General features: G+C 69.5%; 14 protein-coding genes. 12 read left to right on the top strand and 2 right to left on the bottom strand.

Annotated elements, in window-relative coordinates; translation table 11 throughout:
- Positions 1-70: 70 nt before the first annotated feature.
- The 12 genes from AC0L6F_RS10535 to AC0L6F_RS10480 all read left to right on the top strand — a co-directional run bounded on the left by AC0L6F_RS10535 (position 71) and on the right by AC0L6F_RS10480 (position 13,831).
- Positions 71-835 carry an IclR family transcriptional regulator gene (locus AC0L6F_RS10535; protein WP_274636550.1) on the top strand — a complete coding sequence of 255 codons (765 nt, stop codon included), beginning with the start codon at positions 71-73 and terminating at the stop codon, positions 833-835.
- Positions 836-1,082: 247 nt separating this feature from the next.
- Positions 1,083-2,069, top strand: coding sequence for an ABC transporter permease (locus AC0L6F_RS10530; protein ID WP_259613126.1), 987 nt, complete (start codon positions 1,083-1,085; stop codon positions 2,067-2,069).
- Positions 2,066-3,007 carry an ABC transporter permease gene (locus tag AC0L6F_RS10525; protein ID WP_473537868.1) on the top strand — a complete coding sequence of 314 codons (942 nt, stop codon included), beginning with the start codon at positions 2,066-2,068 and terminating at the stop codon, positions 3,005-3,007. Before AC0L6F_RS10530 ends, AC0L6F_RS10525 begins: the two co-directional genes overlap by 4 nt.
- A gap of 2 nt (positions 3,008-3,009) precedes the next feature.
- Positions 3,010-3,888, top strand: coding sequence for an ABC transporter ATP-binding protein (locus AC0L6F_RS10520; protein ID WP_274638480.1), 879 nt, complete (start codon positions 3,010-3,012; stop codon positions 3,886-3,888).
- A complete protein-coding gene (locus tag AC0L6F_RS10515; protein ID WP_274636548.1) occupies positions 3,881-4,660 on the top strand; it encodes an ABC transporter ATP-binding protein in 780 nt (259 codons plus the stop codon). Before AC0L6F_RS10520 ends, AC0L6F_RS10515 begins: the two co-directional genes overlap by 8 nt.
- Before the next feature lie 40 nt (positions 4,661-4,700).
- Positions 4,701-6,281 carry an ABC transporter substrate-binding protein gene (locus AC0L6F_RS10510; RefSeq protein WP_473537867.1) on the top strand — a complete coding sequence of 527 codons (1,581 nt, stop codon included), beginning with the start codon at positions 4,701-4,703 and terminating at the stop codon, positions 6,279-6,281.
- A gap of 43 nt (positions 6,282-6,324) precedes the next feature.
- A complete protein-coding gene (locus AC0L6F_RS10505; RefSeq protein WP_473537866.1) occupies positions 6,325-7,248 on the top strand; it encodes an amidohydrolase family protein in 924 nt (307 codons plus the stop codon).
- Positions 7,249-7,251: 3 nt separating this feature from the next.
- Positions 7,252-8,400 (top strand): sialidase family protein, encoded by a 1,149-nt coding sequence (locus tag AC0L6F_RS10500; RefSeq protein WP_473537865.1) that lies wholly within the window; start codon positions 7,252-7,254, stop codon positions 8,398-8,400.
- A 31-nt stretch (positions 8,401-8,431) separates the two neighbouring features.
- Positions 8,432-10,039, top strand: a complete 1,608-nt coding sequence (locus AC0L6F_RS10495) for an ABC transporter substrate-binding protein (RefSeq protein WP_473537864.1) — start codon at positions 8,432-8,434, stop codon at positions 10,037-10,039.
- A 3-nt stretch (positions 10,040-10,042) separates the two neighbouring features.
- Positions 10,043-11,206, top strand: a complete 1,164-nt coding sequence (locus AC0L6F_RS10490; protein WP_473537863.1) for a sialidase family protein — start codon at positions 10,043-10,045, stop codon at positions 11,204-11,206.
- Positions 11,203-13,065: a nuclear transport factor 2 family protein gene (locus tag AC0L6F_RS10485; protein ID WP_473537862.1), complete on the top strand. Its 1,863-nt coding sequence runs from the start codon at positions 11,203-11,205 to the stop codon at positions 13,063-13,065. The genes AC0L6F_RS10490 and AC0L6F_RS10485 overlap by 4 nt, the downstream gene beginning before the upstream one ends.
- A complete protein-coding gene (locus AC0L6F_RS10480) occupies positions 13,055-13,831 on the top strand; it encodes an SDR family oxidoreductase (RefSeq protein WP_473537861.1) in 777 nt (258 codons plus the stop codon). Before AC0L6F_RS10485 ends, AC0L6F_RS10480 begins: the two co-directional genes overlap by 11 nt.
- A 7-nt stretch (positions 13,832-13,838) precedes the next feature.
- Here the strand turns inward: AC0L6F_RS10480 and AC0L6F_RS10475 are convergent, their stop codons facing one another.
- Together AC0L6F_RS10475 and AC0L6F_RS10470 are read right to left on the bottom strand one after the other, a co-directional pair.
- Positions 13,839-14,570: an IclR family transcriptional regulator gene (locus AC0L6F_RS10475; protein ID WP_473537860.1), complete on the bottom strand. Its 732-nt coding sequence runs from the start codon at positions 14,568-14,570 to the stop codon at positions 13,839-13,841.
- On the bottom strand, positions 14,567-15,331 hold the full coding sequence (locus AC0L6F_RS10470) for an SDR family NAD(P)-dependent oxidoreductase (RefSeq protein ID WP_473537859.1): 765 nt from the start codon (positions 15,329-15,331) through the stop codon (positions 14,567-14,569). Before AC0L6F_RS10470 ends, AC0L6F_RS10475 begins: the two co-directional genes overlap by 4 nt.
- Positions 15,332-15,338: the final 7 nt, after the last annotated feature.

Below are 15,338 nucleotides of genomic sequence, written 5' to 3'. Positions count from 1 at the left end.
AATATGCACACGTCGGACAGATGTCCACCATGGAGCGGGATGTGGTCGCGATGTGAACTACGCTGTCGGCATGGCCAAGAGTGAGCGCGGCGAGGCGTCCACCTCAGACATCCAGGCGGTCGATCGGGTTGCGCAGATCTGCGGCCTGTTCGGCGCGAACGAGCTGACCGCGGCGGATGTCGCGGAGCTGACCGGGCTGAACCGCACGACGGCGTACCGCTACTGCGCGTCGATGACGGCCGCCGGCATCCTCGAGCGCGGCTCGCGCCGCGGCACCTTCGCCCTGGGCGGGCTCATGCTGCAGATCGGCATCCAGGCGCTGGGCCGACGCCGCGTGGTCGACATCGCACCCAGCCACCTGAGCGAGCTGCGGGATGCGGTGGGGATGACGACGGTGCTGAGCCTGTGGGCCGCCGGACGCCCGGTCGTCGCCCTCGTCGAGGAGGATGCCAGCCGCGGGGTCATGATCACCGTGCGCCCCGGCACCCGGCTCGACGAGACCGCGGCCCAGACCCACGTCTACCTGGCCTACGCCGGTGACGACGCGGTCGCCGCCGCGGCGAAGGGGCTCCGCAAGGACGACACGGCGCGTCTGCTGGCCGACGTGGAGCGCGCACGGGGGACCGGCTACGCCGTCGTCGGCTACGACGGCGGGATGTTCGGGGCCGCCGCGCCCGTCTTCGACCAGAACGGCATCTGCGCCACCATCGCCGTGCTCGGCGCGACCCAGCTCGCGGACCTGTCCGAGACATCCCCGGCGCTGGGCAGTCTGCGTGCGACCGCCGCGGCCGTGAGCGCGGAACTCGGCGGCGCGATCCCGTCCCCGACCGACTGACCCGTCCGGCCGGGCACGCCGGCCGTCGTCCGCGAATCGCCGGCTGCCGCACGCCCGGTGACGGTGTTCGGCCTGTCTGCGATCCGTCCGGGCGCCGGGTGCAGGCCGGCCGACAGCGAGCGCCGCCCCACGTCTGTGATCGACGATGCCCCTTGGCGGGACGGATGCGGGTGTGGTAGACATCACTCCAGATAATCCGTATTATGCACAAGGTGCGCACATTGCGAACAACAAGGAGGTCGTCGTAATGAAAGCCTGGCTGTGGCACGTCGGCAAACTCCTGCTCTCGTCGTTCCTGCTGTTCCTCGCGGTCGTCACCGTCCTGTTCTTCCTGCTCGAGATCGCGCCCGGCGATCCGGTGCAGGCTCTCGTGGGCGACGTGCCGATCTCCGATGCCGTCCATGACCAGCTGGTCCAGGCGTACGGGCTCGATCAGCCGCTGCTGGTCAGGTACGCCACGTACATGGGCAATGTGCTCACCGGCAACCTCGGCTACTCGTACGCGACGAACTCGCAGCCGGTGCTCGAGATCATCCTCAGCCGCGCGGGCAACACCCTGGCCCTGGCCATTCCCGCCTTCATCCTGTCCACGGTGGGCGGCATGGTGCTGGGATCCATCGCCGCACGCACGCGGTCGCGCTGGCTGGACGGGGGCATCTCCGGCACCGCGGTCGGCCTGTTCTCGGTGCCGAACTTCTGGTTCGGGATGCTGCTGATCCTGGTGTTCTCGATCTGGCTGGGGTGGCTGCCCACCGGCGGCATGGCACCCTATGGCGACACGGGCATCCGGCCGCAGTACCTCGTGCTGCCGGTGATCACGATGGCCACCACCGAGCTGGCCTACAAGACGCGCATCATGCGCTCGTCGATGATCGAGTCGCTCGGCCAGGACTTCATCGACACCGCCCGCTCCAAGGGCCTGTCGTCGAACCGCGTGCTGTGGCGGCATGCCATGCCGAATGCGCTCCTGCCGATGATCTCGGTCGCCGGCTACAGCCTCGGGTTCATCCTGGCCGGCTCGATCCTGGTCGAGCGGGTGTTCGGCTGGCCCGGTATGGGCCTGCTGTTCTTCGACGCCATCGAACGCAAGAACAACATGGTGGCCCTGGGCATCGTGATCGTGCTCACGATCACGATCATCATCGTCAACATCCTCACCGACGTGGTCTACGGGCTCGTCGACCCGCGTCTTCGCGCGCGATTCATCCCGCGCCGACAGGAGGTGGCCGCATGACCGTCGAGCAGATGGACGGTTCGACCGACATCGTCGAGACCCCGCCCGGGGGGAACGCGTCCGCCGCGGCGGCGGAGTCGGATGCCGCATCGCCCCGACGGGCCGGGGGAACGCGCGCCGCCTGGCGGACGTTCTTCCGCACCCCGGCAGCGATGGTCTTCATCCCGCTGCTGGTGCTGTTCGTACTGGTCTCGGTGATCGGTCCGTTCTTCGTGGCCGACCCGGTCGCCACCAGCTTCCCGAAGCTGCTGCCTCCGAGCGGAGAGCACCTGCTCGGGACCGACATGCTCGGGCGCGACTATTTCGCCCGGGTCGTGTACGGCGGCCAGGTCTCGCTGCTGGTCGGCTTCAGCGTCGCCCTGCTGTGCATGACCATCGGCCTGATAGTCGGCGGACTCGCCGGATATTACGGCGGATTCATGGACGTGATCATGGTCAAGGTCGCCGAGTTCTTCCAGGTGCTGCCCGGCATCGTCCTCACCCTGATCGCGGCCGCCCTGCTCGGGGCGAACATCTGGATTCTGGTGGCGATCCTGGCGATCACCATGTGGCCGGGAGTGGCCAGGATCGTCCGCGCCGAGGCCATGCGGATCTCGCAGCTGGGCTATGTGGAGTCGGGCCGTGCGGCGGGCTTCGGCGGCGTGCGCCTCATCCGCTCGGATGTGATCCCGAACCTCATGCCCCCCGTCCTGGTGGCCACGAGCATGACGGTCGGTCGCGCCATCCTCATCGAGTCGGGACTTGCCTATCTGGGCATCGGCGACCCGAGCGCCCCCAGCTGGGGCGCTCTGCTGAACTCGGCCCAGTCCTACATCAGCGACGCCTGGTGGCTGGCGGTGTTCCCCGGCGGCTGCATCTTCCTGGTGGTCCTGGCCGTGAACATGCTCGGCGACGCCCTGAACGACGCCTTCAATCCGACCGTGGGGAGAGTCAAGTGACCATGGATGCCGCATCCACGCCACTGGTCGCGGTGCGCGACCTGCGCGTCATGCTGCCGACCGGCGCCAAGAGCGAGATCGAGGCGGTGCACCACGTCGACCTCGTCGTCGCCGACGGCGAGCGCGTCGGCCTGGTCGGCGAGTCCGGCTCGGGCAAGTCGGTGACCGGCCGTGCCATCGCGGGACTCCTGCCCACCTCGCCGCGCGTGCGCGTGTCCGGCTCGATCAAGATCGCCGGCGACGAGCTGGTCGGCGCACCGCGGACCGCGTGGGACGAGGTCCGGCGCACCCGCGTCGGCATGATCTTCCAGGATCCGCTGACGTTCCTGAACCCGACGATGCGCGTGGGAGCTCAGGTGGTCGAATCGATCCCGCGGCGTCGCGAGGCATCCGCCGCGGCCCGCTCCGCCGCGGCCCTGGAGTTCCTGCGCCAGGCCGGCCTCGACGATGCCGAACGCGCCGCCGCCGCGTTCCCGCACGAGTTGAGCGGCGGGATGCGGCAGCGGGCGCTCATCGCCATCGCGATCGCGAAGCTGCCGTCGCTGATCATCGCCGACGAGCCGACCACGGCGCTGGACGCGACCGTGCAGGCCCATGTGCTGCGCACCCTCGACCAGACGGTCCGGCAGCTGAACACCTCGCTGGTGCTGATCTCGCACGACCTCGCCGTGGTCGCCGGGATGACCGACCGCGTCTACGTCATGTACTCCGGGCGCATCGTCGAGGAGGGTCCGACCGAACAGGTGATGAACGACCCGCAGCATCCCTACACGAAGGCGCTCATCCGCAGCGTGCGGAGCCTCACCGACCCCGGGGTCGAGCTCTACTCGATGCCGCCGCAGCTGCGGCGCGAACTGTCGGAGATGATGACCGATGCTTGAAGCGCACAACGTGACGAAGATCTTCCGCGGCCGACGGTCCGCGAGCCCGGTGATCGCCGTCGACGACGTCAGCGTGCAGGCCGGCCCCGGCGAGTTCGTCGCCATCGTGGGCGAGAGTGGCAGCGGCAAGAGCACGCTCGCGCGCATGCTGCTGGACCTCATCCCCGCAACGTCCGGATCCGTCCTGCTCGACGGCCACGACATCACCGCGATGAACCGGACCGACAAGCGCGGCTACCGCCGTCAGGTGCAGGCGGTGCTGCAGGACCCGGCAGGGTCGCTGAACCCGCGCAAGCGCGTCGATCGCACGATCGGCGAGGTGATCCGGCTGCATGGGATCGCGACCGGCAGCGGCATCCGCGACAAGGTGGTGCAGACCCTCGAACTGGTGGGGATGTCGCCGGCCGACCGATTCTTGGATCGCTTCCCGCACGAGCTCAGCGGGGGGCAGCGGCAGCGCGTGCTCATCGCCCGCGCGCTCGCGCTCGACCCGCGGATCATCATCGCCGACGAAGCGGTGTCCGCCCTGGACGCGTCGGTGAAGGCCGGCGTGCTGCGCGTGATGGTCGATCTGAAGGATCGGCTGGGCGTCGGCTTCGTCTTCATCACCCACGACCTGCCGGTCGTGAAGAAGGTGGCTGACCGGGTCTATGTGATGCACCGCGGAAAGGTCGTCGAAGAAGGTCCGAAGGACCGCATCTTCGACGCCCCGAAGGATCCGTACACGCGCACGCTCCTGGCCGCCGCACCCTCGCTCACCCCGACCACCTGAACCCCGGCGGCGCCGATGCCGCGACCAAGGAGGACATCCGATGACAATCACACGACGCGCGGCCGTCGCGGCACTCGCCGCACTCGCGCTCGCCCTCACCGCCTGCTCCGGAGGCGGCGCGGACGACAGCAGCGAACGCGTCTGGGTCCGCGCCATGAACGGCGATCCGATGACGACCGGGCTGAACGCCCAGTTCACCACCGGCACCGTCCCCAGCCTGTTCAGCGCACAGATCCTGGATCCGCTGATCTTCATGAACGGCGACTTCAAGACCAGCCCGGGGCTTGCCACCGACTGGAAGCTCAGCGACGACGGACTCGACTTCACGATGAATCTGCGTCACGACGTGAAGTGGCACGACGGCAAGCCGTTCACCGCGGAGGACGTGAAGTTCGACTTCGACGAGCTCGTGCCCCTGAACGTCGCCGGATCACAGCTCGCCGCGCGCCTGGATTCGACCGAGATCGTCGACGACGACACGGTCGTGCTGCACCTGTCCAAGCCGTTCGGGCCGCTGATCGAGACGATCTCGCAGCAGTACATGCTCCCCAAGCACCTCTACGAGGGGACGGACTACCTGACGAACGAGGCGAACAAGGAGCTCATCGGCACGGGTCCGATGATGTACGACTCGTACAGCCCGGGCAAACAGGTCGTGCTGGTGAAGAACCCCGACTACTGGGGCGGGGTGAGCAAGGTCGACAAGGCGGTCTACTCCACGGTGGCCGACCCGAACAGTCGCGCCCAGGCCCTGTTCGCCGGCGAGATCGACGAGGCGATCCTCGACCCGTCCCAGGTGGACAAGGTCGACAAGGACCCGAACACCGAGCTGCTCACAAGCGGCGAATACCCGCAGGACGACATCATGATCTTCAACACCGAGAGCGAGCAGCTGAAGGATGCCGCGGTGCGCAAGGCGCTGTACTCCGCGCTGGACCGGCACGCCATCGCCGAGACCGCGATGGCCGGCGTGGGCGAGCCCGCCACGACCTTCCTGCCGGATTCCCTCGGGTGGGCGGTCGACCACGACGTCGACTTCGACAAGATGTACCCCTTCGACCCCGATGCAGCCAACAAGGCCCTGGACGAGGCGGGATTCCCGCGCGGCGCCGACGGCAAGCGCTTCACCCTGAAGGTGGTGTACATCCTCACCCTGAACGAGGTCGTCTCCGCCGTCCAGATGGCCCAGTCGATGTTCGCTGATCTCGGCATCGACCTGAAGCTGGTCCCGGTCGGAGGAGCGCAGTACAGCGAGATGGTCTACACCAAGGGCGATTTCGACCTGGCATTCGTCCGGGCCAACCTCGGCGCGGACCCGAGCCTGGGCGTGGTGCGCTACTTCGAGTGCAACAAGGACCGTCGCGTCGGGTTCAACCCGTCCGGCGTCTGCGACCCGCAGATCGATGAAGCCGCGGCCGCCGCGCTGGACACCTCGGACCGCGCTGCCCGCGGTGCGGCGCTGAAGAAGCTGCAGGCGCGTGCGGCGGAACTGATGTTCAACGTGCCGCTGGCGTGGTACCGGGGCGCGTACCCGACGATCAACTCGTCGCGGTGGAAGGGACAGGACAAGCGCGACCTGATGGCCGAGCGGATGCCGTGGCAGACCATGACGTTGGGCTAGCGACCACCCGACCCGAGCAGGCGACGACGAAAGCAGAACAGACATGACCAGCCCCCTCTTCGACACCCACGCCCATCTCATCTCCGATGACTGGGCCACCTATCCGGCCACACCGCTGCGCCCGGACCTGCCGGTTCCGCGCAAGCCCGACTACACCGTGACCGTGGACGCGCTCATCGAGATGATGGACGCGCAGGGCGTGACCGACGCGTGCCTCGTGCAGCGCGGTCACCTGTACGGCTACGACAACAGCTACATCCTCGACTCCGCAGCGCGGCACCCGGGCCGCCTGCATCCGGTCGTGATCCTCGATCCGCAGGATCCGGCCACGCCCGCGCGCTACCGGGAGATGGTCGAGAACCAGCACGTGCGCGGGTTCCGGATGGCGCACCTGCGCCCCTGGATCCTCGACACCGCGTGGGTGAGCTCGCCGCAGGCGATGGAGGTGTGGAAGACGTGCGCCGACCTGGGCACGCCGATGACGCTGATCCTGTTCCGCAACCAGCTGTCGTACCTGCTGCCGCTGATCCGGATCATCGCGAAGCAGTTCCCGGAGCTGCCGATCCTGCTCGACCACGGCGGCATGCCGTACGGGATGTCGCAGTACGAGGTCGGACTGGCGCGCGAGGCCGGCGAACCGGTCGAGCTGCCGGGGCCGCCGCACTTCGGCATCGACACGACGATCTCGGTGCTGGGGGACGCGCCCAACGTGCATTTCAAGATCACCGAGATCAATATGGAGCGCTTCGACGCCGAGAACGTGCGGGCAGCCCACGTGGTGCGCCGCATGGTCGATGAGTTCGGTCCCGACCGGCTCGTGTGGGGTTCGGACATCGGACAGAGCATGCTGTGGTCGTACGAGGAGAAGGCGGCGATGGCGCGGTCCGCGGCCGACTTCCTCACCGAGGACGAGGCGAACGGCTTCCTGCACGACAACGCCGCGCGCGTCTACCTCGGCGGACGGTGACGGATGGCGATCCAGTACCGCAGACCGCAGCCCGCGTCACAGCTCGAGCACGACGTCGTCTACCGAGACGAGGCGCAATTCTGCGCGTGGCCGTACACGATGGGGTTCTGGGAGGTCGGCTCGTCCGAGCTCGTCGCGAACTTCATGTCGCTCGACGCGGACTACAGCGACCCGTCCGGCATCAGCCACGATCGCCTCGGCGAACGCTTCGGCGCGGGCAGCCGGATGGTGACGGTCCGCTCGTCCGACCGCGGCCGCACCTGGGGGCAGCCCGAGTTCGACGTCTATCCCCGGGTCTCGCCGGACGGCGACTTCCCCTCCGACCTGTCGGCGTGGGGGCCGTTCGACCTCACCCGGCCGGATGTGCTGATCGGGAACGTCAGCACCCAGTTCGGCAAACCCGAGAGCCGCGCCTATGTGCGCGTGTCGCAGGATGCCGGCCGCAGCTGGACGCCGTCGGCGCGCCTGCCGCTGGACGGCCTGCACTCGCTGTCGGCGATCAACTCGGCCCTGGTGCGTCCCGACGGGCGGGCGCTCCTGTTCCTCACCCTGGTCAGTGAGGACGGCTGGAACCGGCGACCCCTCGTCTACGCGAGCACGGATGACGGCACGGACTTCCACTTCCTCTCCTTCATCACGCCCGAGCACGACCCGTTCGCCGCCGCCGACGGCGACTGGAAGAGCACGTATCGCTTCGGCGGGCACCGCTGGTTCTACCCGCGCGGCGTGCTGCTGCCGGACGGGCGCATCGTGTGCACGCTGCGCAGCCAGCGCGACCCCACCGGGGTGATGTGGACCGAGGTGTACGCGAGCGACGACGGGGGCCGCACCTGGTTCTTCCTTTCCCGCGTCAACGACTTCGGCGCGCCCGGCAGCCTCATCGTGCTCTCGGACGGACGGCTGGTCGTGGTCTACGGCTATCGCATCAAGCCCTACGGCATCCGTGCCGTGGTCAGCGAAGACGGCGGACGCACGTGGGGCCCCGAGCTGATCGTGCGCGATGACGGCGGCAGCTGGGATCTCGGCTACCCGAATGCGTTCGAGGTCGAGCCCGGCCGGATCGGGACGCTCTACTACTTCAACCGGCGCGACGACGCCGTGCAGGCGAACGGAGGCGTGCGGCACATCGCACGCAGCATCTTCACCGTCTGAAGGTGCAACGAAAACCGACAAGGAGGTCAGGATGATGGGAACGAGCAGGAGAAGAGGAATCGCCGTGCTGGCGGGGCTGGCGATCGGAGCACTCGCGCTCGCCGGCTGCACCGGCGGTGGCGGTGGTGGCGGCGGCGACGAACAGCCCGCGTGGGTGGGTGTCGTCGGCGGCGATCCGATGAACTTCGGACTCAACTCGCAGCTGGCGGTCGGATCGGCCCCGAAGCTGTTCAGCGCCCAGATCCTGGACCCGCTGATCTATATGTCCGACGACTACAAGTTCTCGCCCGCACTGGCTGAGAGCTGGGAGCTCAGCGACGACGGTCTCACGCTCACCCTGCACCTGCGCTCCGGCGTGAAGTGGCACGACGGCAAGCCGTTCACGGCCGAGGACGTGAAGTTCAACTTCGACGAGATCGTCCCGCTCCAGGCCTACGGGAGCGAACTGTCCAAGCGCATCGACGATGTCGAGATCGCGGACGAGAGCACCGTCGTGGTGCACCTGAAGAAGCCCTACGGGCCGCTCCTGGAGAACCTGTCGACGCAGTTCATGCTGCCCAAGCACGTCTACGAAGGCACCGACTATGTGACCAACCCCGCCAACAACCATCCCATCGGCACCGGACCGATGATGTTCGACTCCTATGTCGAGGGGTCCCAGGTCATCCTCGCGAAGAATCCGGACTTCTGGGGCGGCGACGTCAAGGTCGACAAGGCCGTGTACACCGTTATCCCGGACATCAGCGCCCGCGCCGAAGCGCTGTTCGCGGGCGAAGTCGATGAGGCGGTGCTCCACCCGTCCAAGCAGCAGCGCGTGTCCGGCGACGACGACACGAAGCTGCTCAAGCACGGCGCCTTCCCCGAAGAGATCGTGATGATCCAGAACACGGAGAAGAAGTTCCTGTCCGACCCGGCCGTGCGCAAGGCCGTGTTCTCCGCGATCGACCGGACGGCCATCGTGAACAAGGCCCTGTCGGGTCTCGGCGTGCCCAGCAAGGGTTTCGTCCCCGACACGATCGGCTGGGCCGTCGATCCCGACATCGACTTCACCAAGCTGTTCCCGTACGACGTCGACGCCGTCAACGCCGCCCTCGACAAGGCGGGCTACCCGCGGGGAGCGGACGGCACCCGATTCACCCTCGATGTCGTCTACATCAACGCCCTGCACGCGGTGGTCTCCAGCGTCGAGATGGTGGAGTCGATGCTGGCCGACGTGGGGATCAAGGTGAAGCTGGACGGCGTGGGCGGCGCGGCCTACGTGGACCGGGTGTACGCGAAGGGGGATTACGATCTCGCCTTCGTCCGGTCGTCGGTGGGTCCGGACCCGAGCCTGGGCATCGTCAACTGGTACGCGTGCAACAAGGACAGGCAGCCCGGCCGCAACCCCACCGGCATGTGCGACCCCGAACTCGATGCCGCCGCATCGGCCGCGCTCGACACCAGCGATCGCGACAAGCGCTCCGCCGCGCTGCGGACGGTGCAGCAGCGGGCCGCCGACCTGATGTTCTACGCGCCGCTGGTCTGGTACGACGGCGCCTTCCCCACCGTGAACACCTCGCGCTGGCAGCGCGCCGACGAGCCGGCGCTCCAGGCCGATCGGCGCCCGTGGCTGACGATGACGCCCGCGAACGGGAAGTGACCGGTGAACCACACCCAGCAGCTCGTGCCCACCGGGTGGCCGCCGCGCCGCGACGAGACCGCCGAACACCACATCGTCTACCGACGAGACGACGAGTTCGCAGCCTGGCCGTACTACTGCGGCCTGTGGCTGACCGCGGACGGGAGCGTGGTCGCCGGCTTCAAACGGGTGCCCACCGACTATCGCGACATCGACCACTACAACCTCGTCCGCAAGCCGGGTGAGATCGTCGTGATCCGGTCGGATGACGGGGGCCGGACGTGGGATGACGAGTCGATCGTGCCGGTGTTCGACATGTCGATCACGTCCGAGGCCGAGCTGCCGGGCGGCGCCAGCGACGAGTGGACCGACCTGCCGCCGCTGGATTTCACCAGCCGCGACACCCTCGTGATGGGCGGAGGCATCCCCCGGCTCATGTCGGGCGACGGCTCCCGCGCGTGGGTGCGTGCATCCGCCGACGGCGGTCGCACGTGGCGGCCGCACCGCCTGCTGCCCAACTGGGACCTGCCGGGCGTGACCATGCCCGGCACGTCGATGTATGCGGTGCGGCCGGACGGCGTGATGCTGTTCGGCGTGCACGCCTGGGCGCCCGGGGCGCAGAACCCGCTGCCCGTCGTCTACGCCAGCGAGGACGGCGGCCAGTTCCGCTACCTCGGGCAGATCGTGCCCGAGGCGCCGGCATCGCCGTTCTGGCCGGGCGGCAAGTTCGCCTCGGCCCAGCACATCTACCCGCGCCTGGTGGTCCTGCCGGACGGGCGGGTCCTGGCATCCGTCCGGTACGAACGCGACCCGCGCGGCCTGTTCTGGGTCGAGATCCACGAGAGCCTGGACGGCGGACGCACCTGGCACTGGCTGAGCCGCGTGAACGACTGGGGCGCACCCGGCGACCTCGTCCCGCTGCAGGACGGCCGGCTGCTGTGCGTGTACGGCTACCGGCTCTCGCCGGGCCGCGGCATCCGATATCGGATCAGCGCCGACCAGGGGCGCACCTGGGGGCAGGAGGTGATCCTGCGCGACGACGGGGCGACATGGGACCTCGGGTACCCGCGTGCGATCGAGGTGGAGCCGGGCGTGGTGCTCACCCACTATTGGATGAACCTCGCCGAGCCGGGCTCCGGTGACGGCGGCGGAGTCCGCCACATCGCGAGCACGAGGTTCCGGCCATGAGCGGCACGATCACCACGACCGAGACCGCCCGCCTCGCCGGACGACTCTCCGGCACCGAGGCGGTGCGGGCGATCAAGCGCCTGCAGCACGCATGGGGACACTACGCGGACGCCGGCGACCTCGAGGCGATGGCCGACCTCTTCGCCCGGGACGGCCGACTCGTCCTCCCGCCGCACGAAGCCACCGGACGCGACGAGATCCTCGCCCTGCTGAGCCGGACGATGGGGGGCGCGGATGCCGCACCCGACCGGCTGAACGTCCGGCTGCAGCTCTCCCCGGTCGTCACCATCGCCGCCGACGGCACCACCGGCCGGGGGCGCTGGCACGAACTCGCCCTGACCGGACGGTACGGCCAGAGCGCCCAGTGGTCGGGCGGCATCCACGAGAACACGTACGTGCGCGAGGACGGGGTGTGGAAGATCGGGGTGCTGCATCACCACCCGCAGTTCACCGGACCGCACGAGACCGGTTGGCGCAGCGTCTCGGACGCCGTCCCGCTCGTGCCGTTCCACTTCACCCCGGACGACGCCGGCACCCCCGTGCCGGACGGGATTCCCGGCGACGAGGCCGAACCGCGCTCGCTCGCCGCCCGCGCGCAGCGCCTGGTCGACCAGGGCCTGGTGCAGAACCTGCTCGCCGCATACGGCTTCTATGTCGATCGTCGGCTGTGGGACGACGTCGGCGACCTGTTCGCCGAGGACGGCGTGCTGCAGTGGGGCGACGATGAGTGGGGCGGACGGGCCGGCATCCGGCTCGCACTCGAGACGATCTCGCCGGCCGGACTGCGCCGCGGCGAGCTGTTCGACCACCTGCAGCTGATGCCGATCGTCGACATCGCCCCCGACGGGGCGACCGCACGAATGCGCAGCCTCGAACTGCAGTCCATCGCCGGCCCCGGCAGACCCGACCGATGGGGCGTGCGGGTGTGCGACGGCGAGTTCCGTCGCACCGCGTCCGGATGGCGGATCGTCGCACTCCGGTTCCGCCCGCGGCTGCTCGCCGACCACGACCGCGGCTGGCGGGACGCGCTCCCGCCGCGCTCGGCGCTCGGCACGGCCTACCCCCAGTCCCGCGGACCCGCGATCGCGTTCTCCCATCCGGTGCGAGAGGCGACCCCGCCGCCCGTCGTCCGAAGCGAGGCCTCCCTCGATGACCTGCGCGCGACGCTGGCCGTCGCCGAGGCGTTCGACGGGGCGGAGAACGTCGCGTGCGCGTACGGCTACCTCCTCGACGAGGCGCAGTGGGATGCCACGGCCGACCTGTTCGCCCGCGACGGGTGGAAGGAGCTCTCGTTCGTCGGCACCTACATCGGGCGCGAGCGCATCCGCGACTCGCTCGTGGCGCGCTACGGCCGCCGCCCGCGGCGCCCCACCTTCCTGCCGATCCACCAGAAGACGCAGCCCTATGTGACGGTCGAACCCGGCGGACAGCGGGCACGCGTCCGACTGAAGATGCTTCAGGTCAACAGCGGCTGGGACACCGAGGCGAGCACCGTCACCGGGGTCTATGAAGAGCAGATCGTGCGCGAGGACGGTGTCTGGCGGATCCACGGCATGGACCTCGACTACATCGTCGTGACCCAATGGGCCGGCGGATGGTCGGCCGTCACGCCCGACCTCGGACGCAAGTTCGCCCCCACGCCCGAGGTCATCGCCGCCTTCGATCCGGCCCCCGACGGCCCGCTCCGGGGCCTCGCGTTCGCGCCGTTCCCCGAGATCGGGCCGCTCGGCTTCCACTTCGCCAACCCGGTCAGCGGCCGGGCGCCCGCCGTGCACTTCGACTGGTCGGACGGCCGGTTCGACCCGGCCGACGGCATCCCCACCACAGACATGACCCGAAAGGCCCCTCATGACCGATGAACTCTTCGACGTCCGCGGCAAAGTCGCCCTCGTCACCGGCGGCACCGGCGGAATCGGCGGAATGATCGCCCGCGGCTTCGTCAGCCGCGGCGTGCGCACCTACCTCGTCGGGCGTGATCCGCAGAAGACGACGGATGTCGCAGCCGCCGTGTCGGGGGACGACGGCGACTGCCGGCCCCTGGTCGCCGACCTGGCCGATCCCGCTCAGGTGGCGGCGCTGGCCGCCGAGTTCATGCGGCACGAGGAGCGTCTGCACATCCTGGTCAACAACGCCGGCGCCGTCGGCCCGGACTCGCTCGACGCCAGCACCACCCAGGCGTGGGACGACATCATGGAGCTGAACGTGCGCACCCCGTTCCAGCTCGTGCAGGGGCTGCTGGCGCCGCTGCGTGCGGCGGCGAGCGTGGACGATCCCGCCCGGATCGTGAACATCGGCTCGATCGGCGGCCTGCACGTGCCGAACTGGGAGGCGCATGCGTACGGCGCATCCAAAGCCGCACTGCACCACCTCACCCGGTCGCTGGCCAAGAAGCTCGGTCACGACTCGATCACGGTGAACGCGATCGCTCCGGGCCCGTTCCCGACGAGCATGACCTCCGCGAGCGCCGAGACCGTGCGCAAGAACGTGCAGACCTACATCCCGCTGGCCCGCGCGGGCGAAGAGCGCGACATGCAGGGGCTCGTGCTGTTCCTGAGCTCGCGCGCCGGCGCCTACGTCAACGGCGTGACGATCCCGCTCGACGGCGGCTACATGGCCGCCCTGTGACCGTCAGTCAGTCGGTCAGCAGCGAGCTGAGGTAGCCGGCGGCCTCGCTCAGCTGCTCCACCCGGCGGGCGCCGTGTTCGCCGCCCAGCTGGGGGCTCGTGCCGAGCAGACCCATCGCCGCCTGGGCTTCGTCGTCCCGGAAGATCGGGGCGGCGACCGAGGCGAGACCGGTGCGTCCGAGGTCGGCCCACGCGATGCGCTCGTTGCGCACCCGCGCGAGTTCGCCCTGCTCGCGGACCTGTTCGGCCGGCGGCAGGTCGGCCAGCGCTCGGGAGACGATGGCCGGGTCGGACTGGAACGCGAAGAGGGCGCGCGACTGCGCGGCCTTCAGCTCGAGCATGGTGCCCACCCGCACGGTCAGGACGATGGTGCCCTCGCGGGCCTCCTCGACGAGTGTCACCACGGCGCCGGACCGGCCGAGGAACGACAGCACAACGGTCAGGTCGGTCTGCGCGGACAGCTGCCGCATGATCGCCGGGGCGAGGGTGAGCGTCTGCTGCCGCGTGGAGACCAGGCCGGCCAGCTGGTCCAGCAGCGGTCCCGGGGTGTAGCCCGCGGTGAGGAACCCGGCGCCCTGCAGGGCGAGCAGATACCGGTGCGCGGTGGTGCGGTTCAGGCCGAGCCGCTCGGACACGAGATTCGGGGTCAGCACCCGGGTGTCTTCGTCGAACAGGGCGAGCACGTTCGCCGCACGGTCGATGGACTGGATCGGCCCGCGATCCTCGGTCGCGCGGCTCATACCCGGTACCCCCCGTCGACCGGAAGATGCACGCCGCTCAGGTGGCCGGCGCGATCGCTGAGCAGCCAGGCCGCCGCCTGCGCGACGTCGGTCGTGGTCGCCGTCTTGCGCAGCGGGGTCGCCGCGACGCGCGCCTCGACGCCGCCGGGGATCGCAAGGCGGGTCGCGTCGAGCATCGGTGTCTCGGTGGGCCCGGGTGCGAGCGCGTTGACCCGGATCCCGGCCGGCCCCCCGTCGTGGGCGGCGGTGCCGGTCAGGCCGAGGACGCCGTGCTTGCTGGCCTGGTAGGCGCCCAGCCCGCTGCTCGCCTTCAGCGCGCCCACGCTCGTCACGTTCACGATCGACCCGCCGCCGGCGCGGCGCATGTGCGCCATCTCGCTGCGCAGGCACAGCCAGACCCCCTTGAGATTGACGGCGATGATGCGGTCGAACTCGTCTTCGGTGAGCTCCTCCAGCAGACCCGACTGGGTCATCGCGGCGTTGTTGAACGCTCCGTCGAGGCGTCCGAAGCGCTCGACCGCGGCATCCACCAGGTTCTGCACGTCGGCGGCGGAGGTCACATCGCAGCGCTGCGCCTCCGCGCGGAATCCCTCGGCGCGGAGGCTGTCGACCTGTGCGGCCAGCAGTTCGTCGCTGCGCGCGCCGAGCATGACGGCCGCCCCCTCCTGCGCGAACACGCGCGCGGCGTCCGCCCCGATCCCCGTGCTCGCGCCGACGACGAGGACGACCTTCCCCGCGAGCAGTCCGCTTGCCGCATCCATGATTCCC

Source organism: Microbacterium sp. G2-16M (assembly GCF_055809115.1).
Note: the sequence above shows the minus strand (reverse complement) of the source record. Positions and strands in the feature narration are given on the sequence as shown.